Origin of the sequence: Vibrio sp. M60_M70 (genome assembly GCF_037162085.1) — a bacterium.
Taxonomy (GTDB): domain Bacteria; phylum Pseudomonadota; class Gammaproteobacteria; order Enterobacterales; family Vibrionaceae; genus Vibrio; species Vibrio diabolicus.
The window spans coordinates 1,152,752-1,173,122 of record NZ_JARLUL010000001.1 but is presented as its reverse complement, the minus strand read 5'-3'; the positions used below and the strand labels follow the sequence as shown (position 1 = coordinate 1,173,122).

At 43.3% G+C, this 20,371-nt stretch carries 17 protein-coding genes and 2 pseudogenes; 8 read left to right on the top strand and 11 right to left on the bottom strand.

Annotated features, from left to right (window positions below; all coding sequences use genetic code 11):
* Window positions 1-52 precede the first annotated feature (52 nt).
* On the top strand, window positions 53-739 hold the full coding sequence (locus P4S59_RS05495) for a TVP38/TMEM64 family protein (RefSeq protein WP_046874737.1): 687 nt from the start codon (window positions 53-55) through the stop codon (window positions 737-739).
* A 20-nt stretch (window positions 740-759) separates the two neighbouring features.
* On the top strand, window positions 760-1,080 hold the full coding sequence (locus tag P4S59_RS05490) for a DUF2007 domain-containing protein (RefSeq protein ID WP_225462357.1): 321 nt from the start codon (window positions 760-762) through the stop codon (window positions 1,078-1,080).
* Window positions 1,081-1,117: 37 nt separating this feature from the next.
* Here the strand turns inward: P4S59_RS05490 and P4S59_RS05485 are convergent, their stop codons facing one another.
* The 4 genes and pseudogenes from P4S59_RS05485 to topA form a co-directional block, all read right to left on the bottom strand.
* Window positions 1,118-1,921, bottom strand: a complete 804-nt coding sequence (locus P4S59_RS05485) for an alpha/beta fold hydrolase (protein ID WP_006742124.1) — start codon at window positions 1,919-1,921, stop codon at window positions 1,118-1,120.
* A gap of 110 nt (window positions 1,922-2,031) precedes the next feature.
* Window positions 2,032-3,488: pseudogene (gene glgA / locus P4S59_RS05480) on the bottom strand (glycogen synthase GlgA).
* Window positions 3,478-4,695: a glucose-1-phosphate adenylyltransferase gene (gene glgC / locus P4S59_RS05475; protein WP_048626184.1), complete on the bottom strand. Its 1,218-nt coding sequence runs from the start codon at window positions 4,693-4,695 to the stop codon at window positions 3,478-3,480. Before glgC ends, glgA begins: the two are co-directional and overlap by 11 nt.
* Before the next feature lie 610 nt (window positions 4,696-5,305).
* On the bottom strand, window positions 5,306-7,936 hold the full coding sequence (topA, locus tag P4S59_RS05470) for a type I DNA topoisomerase (protein ID WP_005390711.1): 2,631 nt from the start codon (window positions 7,934-7,936) through the stop codon (window positions 5,306-5,308).
* A 437-nt stretch (window positions 7,937-8,373) separates the two neighbouring features.
* Between topA and P4S59_RS05465 the strand changes: the two genes are divergently transcribed.
* Window positions 8,374-8,622, top strand: coding sequence for a YciN family protein (locus P4S59_RS05465; protein WP_337168062.1), 249 nt, complete (start codon window positions 8,374-8,376; stop codon window positions 8,620-8,622).
* 63 nt (window positions 8,623-8,685) lie between these two features.
* Here the strand turns inward: P4S59_RS05465 and aroA are convergent, their stop codons facing one another.
* Entirely contained in the window at window positions 8,686-9,966 is a 1,281-nt protein-coding gene (aroA, locus tag P4S59_RS05460) for a 3-phosphoshikimate 1-carboxyvinyltransferase (RefSeq protein ID WP_337168061.1), read from the bottom strand.
* A gap of 290 nt (window positions 9,967-10,256) precedes the next feature.
* Window positions 10,257-10,733: a glycine zipper 2TM domain-containing protein gene (locus tag P4S59_RS05455; protein WP_337168060.1), complete on the bottom strand. Its 477-nt coding sequence runs from the start codon at window positions 10,731-10,733 to the stop codon at window positions 10,257-10,259.
* A 39-nt stretch (window positions 10,734-10,772) separates the two neighbouring features.
* Between P4S59_RS05455 and aat the strand changes: the two are divergent.
* The 3 genes and pseudogenes from aat (at window position 10,773) to infA (ending at window position 12,477) form a co-directional block, all read left to right on the top strand.
* Window positions 10,773-11,479: pseudogene (gene aat, locus P4S59_RS05450) on the top strand (leucyl/phenylalanyl-tRNA--protein transferase).
* Window positions 11,476-12,177 (top strand): arginyltransferase, encoded by a 702-nt coding sequence (locus P4S59_RS05445; protein ID WP_337168059.1) that lies wholly within the window; start codon window positions 11,476-11,478, stop codon window positions 12,175-12,177. Before aat ends, P4S59_RS05445 begins: the two are co-directional and overlap by 4 nt.
* 81 nt (window positions 12,178-12,258) lie before the next feature.
* Window positions 12,259-12,477 carry a translation initiation factor IF-1 gene (gene infA / locus P4S59_RS05440; protein WP_001040192.1) on the top strand — a complete coding sequence of 73 codons (219 nt, stop codon included), beginning with the start codon at window positions 12,259-12,261 and terminating at the stop codon, window positions 12,475-12,477.
* A 139-nt stretch (window positions 12,478-12,616) separates the two neighbouring features.
* Here infA and clpA read toward each other — a convergent pair whose 3' ends face one another.
* Both clpA and clpS read right to left on the bottom strand, forming a co-directional pair.
* Entirely contained in the window at window positions 12,617-14,884 is a 2,268-nt protein-coding gene (gene clpA, locus P4S59_RS05435; RefSeq protein ID WP_005390700.1) for an ATP-dependent Clp protease ATP-binding subunit ClpA, read from the bottom strand.
* Window positions 14,885-14,934: 50 nt separating this feature from the next.
* Window positions 14,935-15,255 (bottom strand): ATP-dependent Clp protease adapter ClpS, encoded by a 321-nt coding sequence (clpS, locus tag P4S59_RS05430; RefSeq protein WP_031780157.1) that lies wholly within the window; start codon window positions 15,253-15,255, stop codon window positions 14,935-14,937.
* Between the two features lie 704 nt (window positions 15,256-15,959).
* Here clpS and cspD point away from each other — a divergent pair.
* Window positions 15,960-16,178, top strand: coding sequence for a cold shock domain-containing protein CspD (gene cspD, locus P4S59_RS05425; RefSeq protein ID WP_005378407.1), 219 nt, complete (start codon window positions 15,960-15,962; stop codon window positions 16,176-16,178).
* Between the two features lie 187 nt (window positions 16,179-16,365).
* Here cspD and P4S59_RS05420 read toward each other — a convergent pair whose 3' ends face one another.
* On the bottom strand, window positions 16,366-18,591 hold the full coding sequence (locus P4S59_RS05420; RefSeq protein ID WP_337168058.1) for an NADP-dependent isocitrate dehydrogenase: 2,226 nt from the start codon (window positions 18,589-18,591) through the stop codon (window positions 16,366-16,368).
* 311 nt (window positions 18,592-18,902) lie between these two features.
* On the opposite strand from P4S59_RS05420, the gene P4S59_RS05415 reads away from it, so the two are divergent.
* Complete coding sequence (locus P4S59_RS05415; RefSeq protein ID WP_053807161.1) at window positions 18,903-19,604, top strand: pseudouridine synthase; 702 nt, start codon at window positions 18,903-18,905, stop codon at window positions 19,602-19,604.
* 85 nt (window positions 19,605-19,689) lie between these two features.
* On the opposite strand, the gene P4S59_RS05410 is transcribed toward P4S59_RS05415, so the two are convergent.
* Both P4S59_RS05410 and P4S59_RS24390 read right to left on the bottom strand, forming a co-directional pair.
* Window positions 19,690-20,181 (bottom strand): DUF2057 family protein, encoded by a 492-nt coding sequence (locus P4S59_RS05410; RefSeq protein WP_263641620.1) that lies wholly within the window; start codon window positions 20,179-20,181, stop codon window positions 19,690-19,692.
* Window positions 20,115-20,366, bottom strand: coding sequence for a hypothetical protein (locus P4S59_RS24390; protein ID WP_225311856.1), 252 nt, complete (start codon window positions 20,364-20,366; stop codon window positions 20,115-20,117). Before P4S59_RS24390 ends, P4S59_RS05410 begins: the two co-directional genes overlap by 67 nt.
* Window positions 20,367-20,371: the final 5 nt, after the last annotated feature.

The following is a 20,371-nucleotide window of genomic DNA, read 5'->3' as shown; positions in this document are numbered from 1 at the left end:
TTTCGACTTTCCTTCTGTCTTATTACATATATCCCAAATTGGAATCATAAATATGAATAAGAAACTGATATTAGGCCTAATCCTGGTCGCGATCATTATCTTTTTAGGCGTTAACTTTAGTCAGTATTTAACGTTGGAAAATGCAAAAGCCCAACAAGAAGCGCTGACCACATACATCGATCAGAACTTTGTTTTTTCGGCAGCTATTTACTTTTTTGCCTACATTGCAATTACCGCTTTTTCTATTCCTGGGGCTGCTGTGGTTACATTACTTGGTGCGGCTCTATTTGGTTTTTGGACGAGCTTATTACTGGTTTCTTTCGCCAGTACTATGGGTGCAACGCTAGCATTTTTAAGCAGCCGATATTTGCTGCGTGACTGGGTACAAAACAAGTTTGGCAATAAGTTAATCGCAATTAACCAAGGTGTCGAAAAGGACGGTGCATTTTATCTATTTTCCTTGCGTCTCATTCCGGTATTCCCTTTCTTTCTTATCAACTTGTTGATGGGCTTAACGCCAATGTCTGTAGGTCGATTTTACCTTACTAGCCAAGTAGGTATGTTGCCAGGCACTGCAGTTTACTTAAACGCCGGTACTCAGTTAGCAACAATTGAAAGCCTGTCAGGCATTATTTCACCTGCGGTATTGGCCTCTTTTGCGTTACTGGGGCTGTTTCCAATCATCACTAAATGGGTTATGAATAAAGTAAGGCCAACACCGAGTCAGCAAAACTCATAATTAGTAAGTGGACGTGTTTAATGAAAATATTCATTGCTAAAAACCCAGCAGAAGCGCATATCGTGTGCGAATTATTGAAAACCGAGCAAGTCTATTGTGAAGTCCGCGGAGAAGGTATTTTCGGTTTAAAAGGAGAACTGCCGTTTAGTGATGATACCGATCCTTATGTCTGGCTTTTTGACGCCAAACAACGAGTAAAAGCAGAAGGAATAGTACAAGCCTACCGCAAACAATCCGATGGAAATGAGTATCAAGATTGGCAGTGCCCGAAGTGCCATGAGGTAAACGAGGGGCAGTTTGGTGCTTGTTGGCAATGTGGACATCAAATAGGGGAGCCTTAATAACTCCCCTACTCCTACTCAATCGATTTATTCAGCGCTAAGCAGAAACCGTTTGCTGCTTAATAAATTCGATGGAATGTTGGTTGAAATCTTCAGGCCGCTCAACATTACAGACATGACCACAGTTGGGGATCTCTCGTAAAACACTAAGCTTATGCGCCGCAACCATTTCTTTAACAGGCTTAATAAACATGTAATCTCTGTCGCCCATTAAATAGAGTGTGGGAATGGGTAACTCTCGATCTTTAAAATACTTCATTAAAGGATTTACATCAGCAGCAAGAATAAACCAACGTTTAAATTCTTTTTGGCAAAGCTTCTTGGCCTCACGAATAAAAAGATGGCGAGACTCTCGCTGGCTTCTCTGTGGCATAACAATGTACGCAAAAAGTTTGTAGAGCCACATGTACGGCAGAATGTGCTTACAAAAATTACCTAATTTAACCAATATTTGAGAACGAGTATTGAGCCTTGTGACAGCGCCACCGAGTACCATTGAACGCACGCGCTCTGCTGATAATTCAGCAAGGTTTCGAACAATAATGGTACCAAGTGACATACCGACAAAATGAGCGGATTGGATCTTTAAATGGTCCAATACTTTCAAAATATCTTGGGTAACTTCCGTAAAGGTATAACGGCTGGCAATGAGCTCTTTAAGTAACTGATTTGACTTTCCATGACCTCTTAAATCGATCAGCAATAAGTTAAAATGTTGCTTGTAAGCTTTGATTTGCTTGAACCAGATAGAAGAGCTACCGCCAGCACCATGCACAAATACAACCCACTCATGACTAGTAGGGTGCAAATAGGTTTTATGAAAAAGTAGCGGCTGGGTCATATTCAAGTATCAAAAAGGTCGTGCTATTGAGTAAAAATCCATCCTACCACACTCCCCTTACTCAAGATAATAAAGGCACCTCATTCGGTGCCTTTCGTTACAATTTTAAGTCAATTTAACGCCGAATTGTAAAGTTGCAAATAAGCTTCTGCGGCCTTTTGCCAACAAAAATCTTGTTGCATCGCGTGCAACTGTACTTTATTCACTTCAGGTTCGTTTTGTGCATAGAGCAACAGTGCCCTTAACATCGTTAACAACAATGCCTGCGGTGTCGGTTCGAAAAAAACAAACCCCGTCGCTTCAGAAGGGTTCACATCATAATCGTTGACGCTGTCTTTTAGACCACCGACACCACGTACTATCGGCAATGTACCGTAAGCCATACTATAGATTTGATTCAAACCACACGGCTCAAACTCAGAAGGCATCAGAAAGAAATCAGAACCCGCTTCAACGATATGCGCAAGTTCATTATCATAAGCTTCTACGAAGACAAATTTACTAGAAAACTGTGCAGCAACCTCTTCTAGCTGAGCGGCTAGTACAGGGTCTCCGGTCCCAACGACAACTAGTTGAACATCGTGCTTCAAAAAATCGGCCAAAGCAGGCAACAAGTAATGCACACCTTTTTGCTGGGTCAACCGACAAACCATACCGAACATGGCTACATCTTTTTCAGGCAAATTTAGCCGCAGTTGTAATGCTTGTTTACACGCTTTCTTGCCTTGCGTCATACTTTGTTGGTCAGCGCAGTAATTAACTGGCAAGTAAGTATCCGTTTCCGGGTTCCAAGCACTGTAATCACAACCGTTCAAAATACCAACTAAGTCCTGCGCGCGTTGCTGAAACTCCCAAGCCATTCCATGACTGCCAAGCTCTGTTTTGAGTTCCTCTGCGTACGTAGGGCTGACCGCGTTTATCTTATCGGCATTCATTACACCAGCTTTAAGCATAGTAATATGCGTTGCACTCACCGCAGCATCGGGAACGTTTCGACAATGAAACTCTGGCAAGCACTGCACGTCTTCATAACTAAATACGCCTTTAAAAACCGCATTATGTATAGAAATGACACTTTTAGTATGAGCAAAAAACGGATCATTGCCATACCTGTGCTTGAGCAAAAATGGAACAAGACCAGTGTGCCAATCGTTCGCGTGTATGATATCTGGCTGAAAAGCAAGCTTCGGCAACATGTCTAAACACGCTGCACTAAAAACGCAAAGCGCTCACCGTTATCGGTATACGCTTGGTTGTTCTCCGCATACATCGATGGTCGATTGAAATACGGCTGACAATCAATCAGATAAACAGGATTTTGACCTAGCATGAGCCGCAGAACTCGATACTCCGTATGCGGCCATGATGTTAGTTCTGTTTCTAATACAACTTCTGCGTCAACGAGTTTATCAATACTGCTGTACGCAGGGATGGTAATTCTTACCTCTTGCTGTAGGTTTTGAAGGGCTTCCGGTAGTGCCTTGGCAACGTCTGCCAAGCCACCACTTTTAATGAGACCTTCAACCTCAGAAGCTACAAACAGAATAGATAAGTTGTTAGTAGCCAACTCGAGCTCCTTTCGGAATAACAACAATGCCCTCCTCAGACACGTGGAAGTGTTTTTTATCTTCTTGAAGATTCACACCAATCTGAGTACCAGGAGCAATATCGGCATCCTTATCGACAATCACACGACGTAAAACACAGCCTTCGCCAATTTTCACGTCACCAAGAAGGATACATTCGCTGATATCGCAAGCAGATGCAATATTACTGCGGAACCCAAGCACCGACTTTTCTATTCTTGAGCCTCTGACGTAACTGCCATTACATACCAAACTGTCGATGATCTGAACACGGCCATTATCAGAGTCTGTAAATGTCGCTGGCGGCAGTGGAGGATAATAAGTATGCAGCGGCCATTTACGGTTATATAGTGAAAACGGTGCGTCTTTTTCTAGCAGATCCATGTGCGCTTCCCAGTAAGCATCAATGGTTCCCACGTCACGCCAGTACACCTCTTCTCTTTCGCCGCTGATTTTGTTAGTACTGAAGTCATACACGAACACGTCACCTCGAGGGAACATCTTAGGAATAATGTCCTTCCCAAAATCATGTGATGAAGCTTCATTATCCGCATCTTCAACCAACTCAGAGAATAACACCTGAGCCTCAAAAACGTAGTTACCCATTGAAACTAAAGCGTAATCAGGATCGCCAGGAATTGACTTCGGGTTTGCTGGTTTCTCTTCAAAGCCTATCATGCGACCTTCACTGTCCACTTCGATAACCCCAAATTGCGACGCCTCTTTTAGTGGCATACGCAATGCAGATACCGTGAGAGAAGCCTGTTTCTCTGAGTGGAAGTTCAGCATTTGTTTAATATCCATCTTATAGATATGGTCAGAACCAAAAATACAAACTTGATCCGGTTCCTCTAGTTCCATAAAACGGAGGTTTTGATAGATCGCGTCTGCCGTTCCTTCGTACCAACGCTTACCAGTGCGCATTTGAGCAGGAATAGGATCGATAAAGCGGTCAGTGATGCCATTAATGTTCCAGCCCTTTTTTAAATGATGGAACAAAGATTGAGATTTAAATTGGGTGAGGACGTAAATGCGCATTAAATCCGCATTTACAAAATTGTTTAGAGCAAAATCGATCAATCGATAGCTACCACCAAACGGTACCGAAGGTTTACTACGAGATTCTGTTAAAGGTCTCAAACGAGAGCCTTCACCGCCAGCAAGAATCATTCCCAAAACACCAGCCATTTGTTGTTCTCCATATCGTTATAGCTTGGATTTGGTACTCGCTTGAATGAGTCATACTCGGGGAGTCAAGCGAATACATTTAGTAACCGTATTAGGAGTTTCTTTGAACTCTTACAACACGATAAAAAAGCTACGGCACTTCCAGTATGCAACGCCCACTCTTTTCTTATTTTTCGACGCAAAATGCACACAGTTGCACTAATTTTTGTAATAAATTATCTAAGCAGGTTCTAAATTACAATTTTTAATACGCCATTCTGTGTTCCATACAGTTCTTGCTTACTCAAGACGATATCTAGATCACACATGCAAAAGCAAACGATTACATTATGAAAACAATTTACGAACGGATTCACTACACCACCGACTTTTTGAGCTTAATATATAACAAATATATGAACGCAAAATGAAAGTTACGACGAATGTTTTTTACATAAAAAATACGTTCGCTACCAATAAATCGTGACTCTGGTGTTTTCTAGCGACAATGATGCTTGTTAAAGTGAGGAAAGGTCGATTAGAGGAAGAATGCGCAGGAGAAAACTGTCGGCCCCTACGCAAAAAAGGCAGCGATATCGCTGCCTTTTTACTTTACCTTAATGGTGCATTTTTATGCTTTCGCTTTTTTACGCTTATCTGTGACTTCCCACTTACCTTCAACAAAGAGCGCTGTCCAACCAGATGGTTTGCCGTTCTCTTCCGAACGAACGTAGTTCTCTTTTGTTTTGCGACTAAAGCGTACAACTGCAGGACGACCATCAGGATCTTCTTGCGGTGCGGTCGCTAGGTATTTGAACTTCTCAGGTAAACGCTCTTCAAAACGTGCCAGTTCAGCAACCAAAGGAGCACGTGTCTCGCGCGATTTCGGGAAGTTGCTTGCCGCCATAAATAGACCTGAAGCACCATCACGAAGTACGAAATACGCATCTGAGTTTTCACATGGTAACTCGGGGAAATGAACAGGATCTTCTTTCGGTGGCGCGACTTCGCCATTCTTCAGAATCTTACGAGTGTTCTTACACGTTTCACTCGTACAGTCCATGTATTTACCAAAGCGACCGTTCTTAAGCACCATATCTGAGCCACATTTGTCACATTCAACAACTGGACCATCATAGCCTTTGACTTTGAACTCACCGTATTCAACAAGGTAGCCTTCACAATTCGGGTTATTACCACAAACATGCATCTTACGCTTGTCATCAATCAGGTATGCATCCATCGCCGTTTCACAGATCGGACAACGCTTTTTAGCACGAAGCGCGGCCGTTTCAACGTCTTCTTCTAGAACGTTAATAATACCTTCTTCGTCACCCAAGTTGATGGTTGTCTTACAACGCTCTTTTGGTGGTAACGCGTAACCAGAACAGCCTAAGAACACACCTGTCGAAGCAGTACGGATACCCATTGGACGGCTACACGTCGGACACTCGATATCCGTCATGACGATGTGGTTTAACTTCATACCGCCTTCTGACTCATCCAGCTCCGCTTTTTCAAGATCGCCAGTAAAATCAGCAAAGAAGTTGTCTAACACAGCTTTCCAGTTCACTTCACCTTCAGCGATTTGGTCCAATTTCTGTTCCATACGCGCAGTAAAGTCGTAGTTCATCAAATCGTTAAAGCTGTCATCAAGGCGGTCAGTAACAATTTCACCCATTTTTTCAGCGTAGAAACGGCGCTGATCAACTTTCACGTAACCACGATCTTGAATCGTAGAAATGATCGATGCGTAAGTCGACGGACGACCAATACCTCGTTTCTCCAGCTCTTTAACCAGTGCTGCTTCAGTGTAGCGCGCAGGTGGCTTTGTAAAGTGCTGTTTAGGGTCAAGTGACTCTAAACTTAGCTTATCGCCAAGTTGTACCGCAGGAAGGATTGTATCCTCGTTTTTGCCCATTGGACGTTGTACACGAGTCCAGCCGTCAAATTTAAGGATACGGCCTTTCGCTTTAAGCGTGTATTCTGCTGCTTTTACGCTGATGGTTGTTGAATCGTATTCTGCTGGCGTCATTTGACACGCGACAAACTGATTCCAAATCAAAGCGTAAAGTTTGTGCGCATCAGCATCGACACCTTGCAGGTCTTCCGCTTTAACACCCACATTTGAAGGACGGATCGCTTCGTGCGCTTCCTGTGCCCCTTCTTTGCTACCGTACGTCAATGGTTTCGCTGGTAAGTACTTATCACCAAACTCAGAACCAATAAAGTCACGTACAGCGTCCACAGCCTCGGCACTTAGGTTAGTCGAGTCAGTACGCATATAAGTGATGTAACCGGCCTCATAGAGGCGCTGAGCTAGCATCATGGTCTTTTTCACGCCGTAGCCCAGACGTGTACTTGCTGCCTGTTGAAGCGTAGAGGTGATGTAAGGTGCTGAAGGCTTGCTCTTTGTAGGGCGATCTTCACGCTTACATACTTCGTAACTTGCATTCTCAAGCACAGACATCGCTGCTTTGGTTTCTGCCTCATTAACTGGCTTAAACGCAGAACCATCTTTCTGAGCAACAAGCAGTTTAAAGTCAGCTTTGTCTTTCGTTTTCGTATTCGCATGAATATCCCAGAATTCTTCTGGTACAAACGCGTTAATCTCACGCTCACGCTCAACTAATAGTTTCACCGCAACAGACTGCACGCGACCAGCAGATAAACCACGAGCCACTTTCTTCCAAAGTAAAGGTGAAACCATAAAACCAACGACACGGTCCATGAAGCGACGCGCTTGTTGGGCATTAACACCATCCATGTTCAGCTCACCAGGTGTCTGGAAAGCTTGTTGGATCGCGTTTTTCGTAATTTCGTTAAAAACTACACGTTTGTATCGCTCTTCATCGCCACCGATGATCTCACGAAGGTGCCATGCGATTGCTTCCCCTTCGCGGTCCAAATCGGTTGCGAGATAAACGCAATCTGCGTCTTTGGCGAGTTTTTGTAGTTCGTTGACAACTTTTTCTTTGCCTGGAAGGATTTGGTAATTCGCTTCCCAGTCATGATATGGGTTAATCCCCATTTTTTTGATCAACGCTTTGCGGTCTTTCTCTTTTTTAACGCGCGCTTTCTCTTCCGGACTCATCCCTTTTGTTGAGATGGCTGCGGCTTTTTTCTCACCAGTGCTTTGACCGGCCGTAGGCAGATCACGCACATGACCAACACTAGACTTAACAATAAAGTCTTTACCAAGGTACTTATTTATCGTCTTTGCCTTGGCTGGTGACTCCACTATAACGAGTGATTTACCCATAACTGACTCTAACGTCCTTCATAATAATGCGGGTAGAAACCTTGTTTAAAGGCCACCCGCATAATGTTCTATTTCATTGCTTCTTTTTTTACTATTGTGCGAGATGAAAAGAAGATCAACTGCTTTTTTGAAATTCAGATCCGATTGGTTGACAATTCATCGTCTTTATACTTCAAAGAGACAGGGTTCTGAAAGGTATTGAGCGGCATATCTAAACAGGCAAACTTAGCATCCGCTAATCCAATGCAATAAATTTTGTTACGCATCACAAAATAGTTTCGTTCAGTGGCTCTTCCATATCCTCCAACTAATCATACTTACACTCTAAAAATTGATCTGTTTAGGCTAAGTGAACGATTGACTGAATTAATCATGCAAACCCATTTTAGTTGTAGGTATACTCAGCGTTCTCAACTGAAATGAATGGTAGAAAAAGTATGTCTGATAGAACGTTTATCGAAGAGTTCGACCTTCTTTTGATCGCTAACCAAATCATCCAAGAACACGATGATTACATCGAAGGGATGCGAGCAACAAGCGTAGGAGAAAAAGAAGGTGTTTTAGTTTTTAAAGGTGAATACTTCCTTGATGACAAAGGTTTACCAACTTCAAATACGACTGCAGTATTCAATATGTTCAAATACTTAGCGCATCACCTTTCCAAGGAATTTACGCTGGTTAAATAGTAGCGGAAAACAAAAAAGCCAGAGTGTTATTCACTCTGGCTTTCCTGTTTCAGGTCAGAATATTTAGCAGCTTAAAGCCTTAAGTTTGTCGAAGTAGTCAGGGAACGTTTTCGACGTACACTTTGGATCGTTAATCGTCACAGGCGTATCACTAAGTGCCACCAGCGAAAAACACATCGCCATTCGATGATCATCGTAAGTATCAATCGCAGCATGCTTTAACTGAGAGACAGGTTTGACGATGATGTAGTCTTCCCCTTCTTCCACTTCCGCACCAACTTTACGTAATTCCGTCGCCATAGCTGACAAACGGTCTGTTTCTTTTACACGCCAGTTATAAACGTTACGAATAGCGGTAGTGCCTTCGGCAAATAACGCTGTTGTCGCGATGGTCATTGCAGCATCAGGGATATGGTTGTAATCCATATCGATGCCTTTCAATTGACCAACACGTGAAATTACGTAGTCATCACCCCATTCAATTTCTGCACCCATTTTTTCAAGCGCATCAGCAAATTGAATATCACCTTGAATGCTGTTTTTACCGATACCCGTCACTTTAACTTCTCCGCCTTTGATGGCTGCCGCCGCCAAGAAGTAAGAAGCAGAAGACGCGTCACCTTCAACCAAGAAATCACCTGGAGCGATGTATTGCTGACCGGCAGGAATCACAAACTCTTGATAGTCGTTGTTGATCACATCGACCCCAAACTGCTTCATGATATGCAGGGTGATATCGATATAAGGCTTAGAAACCAACTCGCCTTCGATGTTGATGCGAATTTCACCTTCAGCCAATGGCGCAGACATTAAGAAAGCGGTCAAGAACTGACTTGAAATGGATCCATCGATAGAAACTGTACCTGCTTTTAGGCCAGTACCAACTATTTTGAGAGGCGGAAAGTTCTCGTTTTCCATGTACTCAACGTTCGCACCAGCATCTTTCAGTGCCGTGACAAGGTGACCAATTGGACGCTCTTTCATACGAGGTTCGCCCGTCAGTACATACTGCCCTTCTCCAAGACAAAGAGCCGCAGCTAATGGTCGCATCGCAGTGCCAGCATTACCGAGAAATAACTCTACCGGTTCTGAGACAGAAAACGGACGCCCAAGGCCTTCAACGAGACATTCTGTTTTATCTTCGGAAAGTTGGTATTGAACGCCGAGTTTAGTCAGCGCATTCAGCATATGACGGATATCATCACTGTCGAGGAGGTTAGTAAGGCGAGTTCTGCCTTTAGCAAGAGCAGCAAGTAAAAGAGCTCGATTAGAAACGCTTTTAGAGCCAGGAAGATTCACTTCCCCTTGAATTTTATTGATAGGTTGTAACGTTAGGCTTTCCATTAAAAGTTGATAATCCTTTGTGCCCTCAACATACGATTTTTTATGAGAGCTAAACAATTCTTCGTGAATTCAGACTACCCAAAAAAACACGACAAAACCAGAGCAAATCGGCGCTAATTTATGAATATACTCAAGTAGCCTAAAGATGCAGAATTAAAGGCATTGCCAGCGATGTAAATAAGAGCGAAAGAGGCGCGACGAAACAGCAAGCTATTTCGACTTTATTTGACGATAAGCCAGCCCTACTGTGCATGCCTGGTTAGGCTACCTTAGGTTAAAATAACGTAGGATTAATAAGCGATATCAACCCTGACTCCATCATCAAAATATAAGATACGAACTTCATCCCCTCGACTAAATAGCATATTTTTATCAACATCTTGGATAACATTAATCAGCTTGTCGCCCTTCACTTTGATGAGTAGCTCAACTAACTTATATTCAACCGTGTATTGGTAATTACTTTGATTTTGTGCAACCGCTGCACCTGCAAGTGCACCAACTGCCGTCGCAACTTCTCGTCCTGTACCACCACCAAATTGATTGCCGACTAAACCGCCTATTGTGGCACCAAGTAGCGTTTTCCAACCATTATTTTTCGATTGAACGACCTCTTGCTGAGTAATATAACGGACAGAGTCAATCTTCCCATACACCACTTCATTTACCGGCTTGGCAACATTTCTTTCATATGCTGCGTTGGCGGCAAGTGGGAAAAACAGTATGATCCAAAGCCATACTTTCACAATATTTCTTAACCAGGTCATCATAAACTCCTCTGACTCCAATGTTGGTAACGACTTCTTATGGCTATTTATTTAACTGAACTCGATGAAACGTTCAACTTTCCCTCACCCTATAAAGCACTCAGCGATCCCAATGGTTTGCTTGCTTTTGGCGGTGACTTAGATCCCATGAGAATCCTCAATGGTTACTATCAAGGCATTTTCCCTTGGTATGGTCCTGGAGAACCTATTCTATGGTGGAGCCCTTCCCACGCGCTGTTTTTGATCCCTTAGCGTTTAAACCGTCTAAAAGTCTCAAAAAATTTCAGCGTAAACATAACTATAAAGTAACGCTCAATTTCGCGACAGAAGAAGTGATTAGACTATGTTCATCAACACGTCCTGCAGAGGAAACTTGGCTCAACGAGGAAATGCAAGCGTCTTACATTGAGTTAGCTAAACTGGGTCACTGTCACTCTGTAGAAGTATGGCATGACAACGAGCTCATTGGGGGACTATATGGCATCTGCGTTGGTCAACTTTTTTGCGGAGAGTCGATGTTTAGCCTAAAAGATAACGCATCTAAAATTGCATTGTGGTACTTATGCAACCATTTGGCGTCAAAGCAAGGTCAATTAATCGATTGTCAGGTTATGAACTCGCACTTGGCATCACTTGGCGCATTTGAACTAGAGCGTAACGAGTTTATGCAAAAACTACTATCTTTAAGAGAAAAACAAACACTATTTGATACCTATAAGCCCCAAGTTTTGCAGGATTCAGTATGAGTACGGATATACAACATATTCGAATTGGATTAACGAATAATCACCCTTGCAGTTACTTGCCTGAACGGCAAGAGCGTGTGGCGGTAGCACTTGATGCAGTACTGCATACTGAAGAAAACTATCAACTGCTGATGGCCAACGGCTTTCGTCGTAGCGGAGATACCATATATAAACCGCACTGTGAGCATTGTAATGCTTGCCAGCCAATTAGAGTCTCGATTCCGGACGTGACGCTATCAAAAAGCCAGAAGAGGCTGCTCAGTAAAGCACAGTTTTTACGCTGGGAAATGAAACCTGAAATGGATGAGGAATGGTTTGAGCTTTACAGTCGGTACATCTGCAAACGGCATAAAAACGGCACTATGTACCCACCAAAGCGTGATGAGTTTTCTCGGTTTGCCCAAACCAGCTGGTTGACCACTTCATTTTTACATATTTACGATGAGTCAAATCAATTACTCGCCATTGCGGTAACGGATGTAATGACTCAATGTTCGAGTGCGTTTTATACTTTTTTTGACCCTGACTACCCGTTATCTCTTGGCACTTTGGCAGTGCTCTATCAAATAAAATACTGCCAAGAAAACAAACAACAGTGGCTTTATTTGGGTTATCAGATTGATGAGTGCCCAGCAATGAACTATAAAACACGCTTTCAACGCCACCAAAGGCTAGTAAATCAGCGTTGGCGAGGGTAGAATACGCCTCAACTTTACATAATTACTATTTAGCGGCAGAATATAGCCCGCTAATATTGCCTAATTTCTAAAGAGGATTAAATGGCTAAAGAAGACGTAATCGAGATGCAAGGCACGGTCCTTGACACTCTACCAAACACTATGTTCCGTGTTGAACTTGAAAACGGTCACGTTGTGACTGCTCACATCTCTGGCAAGATGCGTAAGAACTACATCCGTATCCTAACGGGTGACAAAGTAACTGTAGAGATGACTCCATACGACCTGTCAAAAGGCCGCATCGTCTTCCGCGCTCGTTAATCTCTGATTTTCGGATGCAATAAAAAACGGAGCAGTTTGCTCCGTTTTTTATTGCATGATTTTTATTTCCGAGTAGGTTCAGACAAACAAAAAGCGCACGATAAAATCGTGCGCTTTTACTTCCCTTACGGGGCAGCGATTAATGCATCGCTGCCTCTTTCTCACTCAAATATTCAAATTTAAGTGTGTCGTTCACTAGCGTTACTTTCACAGTGCCGCCGTCGACTAGAGAGCCAAACAACAATTCATTAGCCAAAGGTTTCTTAAGTTGCTCTTGGATAACGCGTCCCATTGGGCGAGCACCCATCGCCTTATCATAACCTTTATTCGCTAACCAATGGCGTGCATCTTGCGATACCTCCATTGATACGCCACGAGCATCAAGTTGCACCTGCAGTTCAACAATAAACTTATCAACAACTTGATGGATAACGCTTTCATCAAGGCTGTTAAACCAGATGATGTTATCAAGACGGTTACGGAACTCAGGAGTGAACACCTTCTTAATTTCCGCCATCGCATCGTGACTGTTGTCTTGCTGAATCAAACCAATTGATTTCTTCTCAGTTTCAGCCACACCCGCGTTGGTTGTCATAACGAGGATGACATTACGGAAGTCTGCTTTACGACCGTTGTTGTCCGTTAGCGTACCATTATCCATCACTTGCAATAGCAAATTAAAGATATCTGGATGCGCTTTCTCAATCTCATCAAGCAATACGACTGAATGTGGGTGCTTGATAACAGCGTCTGTCAGCAAGCCACCTTGGTCGTAACCGACATAACCAGGAGGTGCACCAATTAAGCGACTCACGGAGTGACGCTCACCATATTCCGACATATCAAAACGAAGTAGCTCGATCCCTAGAAGCTTAGATAGCTGCACCGTCACCTCTGTTTTACCCACCCCAGTAGGGCCAGCAAACAAGAATGAACCAACTGGTTTGTTATCCACGCCCAAACCTGCACGTGTCAGCTTGATCGCTTCGGATAATGCATCAATCGCATTATCTTGACCAAATACCAACATCTTCATCTTGCTATCTAGGTTCTTCAAGATGTCTTTATCTGAAGAAGAAACCGACTTCTCTGGGATTCGTGCCATCTTGGCAACCATCGCTTCGATATCGGCAACACCAACCGTTTTCTTACGGCGGCTTGCAGGAGCAAGACGACTGCGAGCGCCAGCTTCATCAATGACATCAATGGCTTTATCTGGTAAATGACGTTCATTGATGTATTTCGCCGAAAGTTCTACCGCGGCACGCAGTGCTTTATTGGTGTAACGTACTTCATGGTGTGCTTCGTACTTCGGCTTCAAGCCCATCAAGATTTTAGTTGTGTCATCCAGAGAAGGCTCTACAACGTCTATCTTTTGGAAACGACGGGACAACGCACGCTCTTTCTCGAAAATGTTGCTGTATTCTTGGTATGTAGTCGAGCCGATACAACGCAACTTACCGCTACTTAGTAGAGGTTTGATAAGGTTTGCGGCATCAACTTGACCACCAGAAGCCGCACCCGCACCGATGATTGTGTGTATCTCATCGATGAACAAAATTGCATCTTCTTCTTTTTCAAGCTGTTTCAAAATCGCCTTGAAGCGTTTTTCAAAATCACCACGGTACTTAGTACCAGCCAATAGAGAACCAATATCCAATGAGTAAATCACGCTGTTTTGAATAACTTCCGGGACCTGCCCTTCTACAATTCGCCAAGCAAGACCTTCTGCGATGGCTGTTTTACCTACCCCGGCTTCACCCACTAGTAATGGGTTATTCTTGCGGCGGCGGCAAAGTACTTGAATAGTGCGCTCTAGCTCTTTATCGCGACCAATCAGTGGATCGATATTGCCATCTTTAGCGACCTGATTAAGGTTAGTCGCAAAGCTTTCCAAACGTTCTTCAGAATTCGGCTCTTCGACACTCTCTGAACTGAACGAATCTGATGATGGGTCTTCGCTTGCACCTGACGCTTTAGTAATACCATGGGAGATAAAGTTAACAATATCTAATCGGGAGATGTCGTTTTTCTTCAGTAAGTAGGCGGCATGCGACTCTTGCTCACTGAAGATCGCCACAAGCACGTTTGCACCTGTTACTTCGTTGCGGCCAGACGACTGTACATGAAAGACGGCGCGTTGTAGCACACGTTGAAAACTCAAAGTCGGCTGGGTTTCACGCGTCTCATCACTGTCTGGGATAAGAGGCGTAGTTTGATCGATGAATATATCGAGTTCGTTACGTAAAGCGTCAAGATCCGCTTTACAAGCTAAAAGGGCTTCCTTAGCTGCATCATTTTCCAATAATGCAAGTAGGAGGTGTTCGACAGTCATAAACTCGTGGCGTTTATCTCGCGCCCGAGCAAATGCACCGTTAAGGCTTGACTCTAGTTCTTTATTTAGCATAAGTACCTCCCGAAAAAACAACTTGGGTTGTTCGAGCAAGTCTTCTTTGTTTACGCTTGCTCCATAGTGCAAAGTAGCGGATGTTCATTTTCCCTTGCGTACATCGTAACTTGCGCTACTTTTGTTTCGGCAATTTCTGCACTGTATGTGCCACAGATTGCCTTTCCTTCATAGTGAATCTTGAGCATGATCTGAGTCGCTTTATCAATGTCATGTGAAAAGAATCGCTCAAGTACCTCTATGACGAAATCCATAGGTGTATAGTCATCATTATTTAGTACAACATTGTACAGCTTAGGTGGCTGAACTTTCGTACTTTCTCGCTCCAGAAGATCAGAGTCCGGAGTGACCCATTCAAAATTTTTACTCATGGCAATTCAAAGATATCGTATCAAAGGGTTGATGTTTTCGACCTATAAAAACAATCTACCACAAGCGTGCAGCGCGGTGTAGTGAGATATGGCACCGAATTCGATCTTTGATCGATAAAAGTTGCTACCTAATATAGAGACTAATGCAGGTCTTGAGGGGGCGCAAATAAAAGATGCTTGTCGATAAGTTACACATTTTTACTTATAAAATAACTTTCTTTTTACCCCCTCCGAGCTATTGCGAAACATCTCTCAGTCTTCTACCGAGATCACACTTCCTAACTGAGAATGGGGTAATTATCACGAAAACTTCATTTTTTATTCAGTTAGAGGATTCATCTATCATAAGCAACACGAACAGTATGGTTTTTCCAGTGAATACTACTTTGCAGGCTAATTGACCAAACTTCCGCGTATATACGAAAAACTGTTTGCAAATTTGTTAATCTCAAAAGTGATTTGTTTTCAATTATGTTTCTGTTTGTTGCTTAATGCTATTGACTGTCGGGATTCATTGACTACAGTGGAAAGTGTTGATGCATAAATCGTCATTTTGAATCCATTTGTTTTTAAGCAGCTTGGTGAATGTGATTTCTCATTGACTAGATGTTTGTTAGCGTTCGCTGACAATAGTAGTACCAGGTTAAAGGTATAACTTGGTTGTTGTAACAACTCAGTAAAAAATGCATGAGGGATGTAAAAGCATGGCTACAGGTACAGTAAAGTGGTTTAACAATGCCAAAGGATTTGGGTTTATTTGTTCAGATGAAGAAGAGGGAGATATCTTTGCCCACTACTCAACTATCCAGATGGACGGTTATCGTACACTGAAAGCAGGCCAACAAGTCTCATACGAGATTGAAAAAGGTCCCAAAGGCTGTCACGCGAGTAGCGTCGTGCCTCTTGAAGGTCAAGCCAAATAATTAGAGCGCTGTCGAAAAATAAAAATATTGCTCTCGAAACGTCATTTTGATGTTCTGAAGAGAAAAATAAACCCGCCAAGATAGCGGGTTTCTTACTATTTGTAGCTTATGAAATACAGATAGACCACATACAAAGTATTGATAAAAGAAGAAACACGCCGAAAGCGACGTGCTCTTTTCATCTATTTTACTTGTTAATGATCGCGTTAAAGGTTTCGCTTGGGCGCATCAACTTAGAAACCAATGCATCATCTAGCAGATAGTAACCGCCCAGTTCTCCTTTCACACCCTGTGCGTTGTTTAGCTCAGCGACGATTTTTTCTTCATGCTCTGACAACGCTTTCGCAATCAGTGCAAACTCAGCAGCGAGATCAGCATCGTCTGTTTGCTCAGCAAGTGCTTTCGCCCAGTAAAGTGCGAGGTAGAAATGACTACCGCGGTTATCTAATTCGCCCACTTTACGTGACGGAGACTTGTTGGTATCTAAAAACTCACCAGTCGCTTTGTCTAGCGTATCCGCCAAAACTTGTGCTTTCGGGTTGTTTGCCACCACACTTAGATGTTCTAGGGATGCAGCTAGTGCTAAGAACTCACCTAAAGAATCCCAACGAAGGTGATTTTCTTTTTCTACTTGTTGAACATGCTTAGGAGCAGAACCACCAGCACCTGTTTCAAATAGACCACCGCCATTCATCAATGGAACGATAGATAGCATCTTAGCTGACGTGCCTAACTCTAGAATTGGGAACAAGTCTGTTAGGTAGTCACGAAGAACGTTACCCGTTACAGAGATAGTATCCAGACCCGCTTTCATACGCTCTAGCGAGTACTTACAAGCATCAACAGGAGATAGGATCTTAATCTCTAGACCGTCAGTATCGTGCTCTGGTAAGTAGGTATTTACTTTCTTAATGAGTTCAGCATCGTGCGCACGGTTTTCGTCTAGCCAGAATACGGCTGGAACACCTGTTGCACGTGCGCGAGTCACTGCTAGTTTAACCCAATCTTGGATTGGTGCGTCCTTCACCTGACACATACGGAAGATATCGCCTTCTTCAACCGCTTGCTCTAACAATACGTTACCCGCAGTATCAACAACGCGAACGGTACCCGCTGCATCTAGAATGAACGTCTTGTCGTGAGAACCATATTCTTCTGCCTTTTGAGCCATTAAGCCAACGTTAGGCACGCTACCCATAGTGGTCGGGTCAAATGCGCCGTGCTCTTTACAGAAATCAATCACCGCTTGGTAAATACCTGCGTAGCTACGATCTGGTATCATCGCTTTGGTGTCTTTTTGTTTACCATCTGGTCCCCACATTTGACCAGAAGAGCGAAGCATTGCTGGCATAGAAGCATCTACAATGATGTCGCTTGGTACATGTAAGTTTGTGATACCACGATCAGAGTCAACCATCGCAAGTTCTGGTTGAGTTTGATAAACCGCTTGAATGGCCGCTTCAATTTCTGCTTTTTGCGCTTCAGGTAGAGACTCAATTTTCGAGTAGACATCACCAATGCCATTGTTTACATCAACGCCCAGTTCTTCAAACAGCTTACCGTATTTATCGAAAACGTCTTTGTAGTAAACTTTCACTGCATGGCCGAAAATGACTGGGTCAGAAACCTTCATCATCGTCGCTTTCATATGAAGAGACAACAGCACGTCTTGTGCTTTCGCTTCAGCAATCTCTTTCTCGAAAAATTCAACCAGCGCCTTCTTCTTCATAACTGAAGTGTCAATGACTTCTTTATCTAGTAATGGGAAAGCCGGCTTAAGCTCTTTAACTGTACCGTCATTACCGACGAACTCGATTTTGACCTCTGTTGCGCCAGAGATGGTTGTCGACTTTTCGCTCCCAAAGAAGTCGTTATCTGACATGCTCGCGACATGAGACTTAGACTCTGATGACCACGCACCCATTGAATGTGGATTTTTCTTCGCGTAGTTCTTAACCGAAGTTGGAGCACGACGGTCTGAGTTACCTTCACGAAGTACTGGGTTAACCGCACTACCTTTGATTTTGTCGTAAGCCGCTTTAATCGCTTTCTCTTCGTACGTGCTCGGTTCTTCTGGGTAGTTTGGTAAATCGTAACCTTTCGCCTGAAGCTCTTTAATCGCCGCTTTAAGCTGAGGAACTGAAGCTGAAATGTTAGGTAGCTTGATGATATTTGCTTCTGGAGTTTGAGCTAGTTCACCAAGCTCAGTCAACGCATCGCCAATGCGCTGTTCTTCTTTTAGATGCTCTGGGAAGTTAGCGATAATTCGACCTGCTAGTGAAATATCACGAGTATCTACATTGATGCCAGACGATGCTGTGAATGATTGAATGATTGGTAGTAATGAATAAGTTGCTAGCGCCGGCGCTTCATCAGTGATGGTGTAGATAATTGTAGGTTTTTCTGTAGGCATGAAATTTCCCTATTTTTTAATCAACTTGTTGGCTGATCAACTCAGCGTCTGAGTTGGTTTAATTGACGCATTGCTGCACGTTAGCAGTACATGTCTCCTCACTAACGCCACATGCGGTTCGCACTCTTTGTTGTAGTTTGAAGCTCTGGGCTCTGAATCCATGAGTGCACTGATATAATTAAACAAATAACACGAATTAGTCTATCATTCTGTGCGCGTTTGTTAGTTTTAGGCGCGCAAATCATATCCGATCATGAGAAAACTTAAAACTTTCAAACACAGTTCATTTACATTTTTGCAGGGTAGTTAACATGTCATCTCGTACAGGTCAGGAAAAAGGTCGCAGTCGTAACCAGTCTAAAACGGGCCATTTTAAACACTCAGGAGCTCGCAATGGCTCGAAGACTCGTACTCAGCAAGACCGTCGACCTAATCGCCCAACAAAAAGCCAAAAGCCAAAAGTGGCCCCCAAAGATCGTAAAGTCATTATTTTCAATAAGCCTTACGATACGCTCAGTCAATTTACCGATGGCGATGGTCGCAAAACGTTAGCGGACTATATCCCAATCAAAGATGTCTATGCGGCTGGCCGATTGGACCGAGACAGCGAAGGTTTGATGGTACTCACTAACGATGGCATCTTGCAGGCGAAGCTAACGCAGCCAAAGTCAAAATCGCCGAAGACTTATTGGGTTCAAGTTGATGGCGCTCCTCAGGAGCAAGATCTTGAAAAATTGAGAAAGGGAGTAGAGCTAAAAGATGGTATGACTCTACCAGCCGAAGTTGAAGTGATTCCAGAACCACAAGTCTGGGATAGAACCCCTCCTGTTCGTTTTCGCGCAAATATCCCTACCACTTGGTTAGCCATTACCATTATTGAAGGAAGAAATCGTCAGGTGCGTCGCATGACTGCGCACATTGGCTTCCCTACTTTGCGCCTCATTCGTCATTCGATGGGTGATATCGTCCTTAAAGACCTAATGCCTGGTGAATGGAGAGAAATCTCTCTCTAATAGGCAGAAAAGATAAAAGCAGGCTTAAAGCCTGCTTTTTAGATTCGTACTTTTTCAGTTAAGCCCTATCTAATGAACTAAGGGATTACTGCTCAGCAAGCCAGTTTTTAAATGCCTCTTTTTCCGCCGGAGACGCTTTCTGGTACATCGTCTTTAATACATCAACCATTGGGCTGTCGTTCGATGCGACTGTTGAACGGGTATCACTACTCTCAACTCGAGGCTCGATATCACTTACTGATTGTTGATGCTGATTCACAGTTACATAACTAACGGCAACACTCGCGATACCGCCAGCAATATTGTAGTTACGAGATTCTTGAGGGTAATTACGACCAATTTGAACACCATCTGACTCTAATACATCTTCGACCAAAGCAATAGGTTGACCTTTGGTGTCCAGCAGTTGCCAATCTAAAGGTGAGATGTTGTTTTGCGCTTGACGAAGAGTTTTAAACTCTGGTAGTTCAAACTTTAGTTTTTCATTTTCAACATCAAACTTAGCGATGATCACGTCACTGTAAACTGTCTTAAGGTTTTCGTTTGTTTCAAAAGCAGGTTGATATTTGAAGACAATTTGGTTAGTTCCGTCGGGGATCTCAATTGTCTTCTCACTAGAGAAAAGTCCCCCTCAAGTTTTGGCTTCTCCATATTGACGGCCAGTAACTTCACGTCTTCTGGAACCACTAAAGTCGTTGCAGCATAAAGGTTTGTACTGGCAAGAATAGACAACGCCATTGCCACTTTTAATGATAACTGCATAGAGT

Bases quoted from the DNA above. Each gene is read 5' to 3' on its own strand.
- P4S59_RS24390 (WP_225311856.1), bottom strand. From the start codon at position 20,366: ATGCAGTTATCATTAAAAGTGGCAATGGCGTTGTCTATTCTTGCCAGT.
- P4S59_RS05485 (WP_006742124.1), bottom strand. From the start codon at position 1,921: ATGACCCAGCCGCTACTTTTTCATAAAACCTATTTGCACCCTACTAGT.
- P4S59_RS05420 (WP_337168058.1), bottom strand. From the start codon at position 18,591: ATGCCTACAGAAAAACCTACAATTATCTACACCATCACTGATGAAGCG.
- P4S59_RS05445 (WP_337168059.1), top strand. From the start codon at position 11,476: ATGAGTACGGATATACAACATATTCGAATTGGATTAACGAATAATCAC.
- clpS (WP_031780157.1), bottom strand. From the start codon at position 15,255: ATGAGTAAAAATTTTGAATGGGTCACTCCGGACTCTGATCTTCTGGAG.
- glgC (WP_048626184.1), bottom strand. From the start codon at position 4,695: ATGGCTGGTGTTTTGGGAATGATTCTTGCTGGCGGTGAAGGCTCTCGT.
- clpA (WP_005390700.1), bottom strand. From the start codon at position 14,884: ATGCTAAATAAAGAACTAGAGTCAAGCCTTAACGGTGCATTTGCTCGG.
- P4S59_RS05495 (WP_046874737.1), top strand. From the start codon at position 53: ATGAATAAGAAACTGATATTAGGCCTAATCCTGGTCGCGATCATTATC.
- topA (WP_005390711.1), bottom strand. From the start codon at position 7,936: ATGGGTAAATCACTCGTTATAGTGGAGTCACCAGCCAAGGCAAAGACG.
- P4S59_RS05415 (WP_053807161.1), top strand. From the start codon at position 18,903: ATGTCATCTCGTACAGGTCAGGAAAAAGGTCGCAGTCGTAACCAGTCT.
- aroA (WP_337168061.1), bottom strand. From the start codon at position 9,966: ATGGAAAGCCTAACGTTACAACCTATCAATAAAATTCAAGGGGAAGTG.
- cspD (WP_005378407.1), top strand. From the start codon at position 15,960: ATGGCTACAGGTACAGTAAAGTGGTTTAACAATGCCAAAGGATTTGGG.
- P4S59_RS05455 (WP_337168060.1), bottom strand. From the start codon at position 10,733: ATGACCTGGTTAAGAAATATTGTGAAAGTATGGCTTTGGATCATACTG.
- infA (WP_001040192.1), top strand. From the start codon at position 12,259: ATGGCTAAAGAAGACGTAATCGAGATGCAAGGCACGGTCCTTGACACT.
- P4S59_RS05490 (WP_225462357.1), top strand. From the start codon at position 760: ATGAAAATATTCATTGCTAAAAACCCAGCAGAAGCGCATATCGTGTGC.
- P4S59_RS05465 (WP_337168062.1), top strand. From the start codon at position 8,374: ATGTCTGATAGAACGTTTATCGAAGAGTTCGACCTTCTTTTGATCGCT.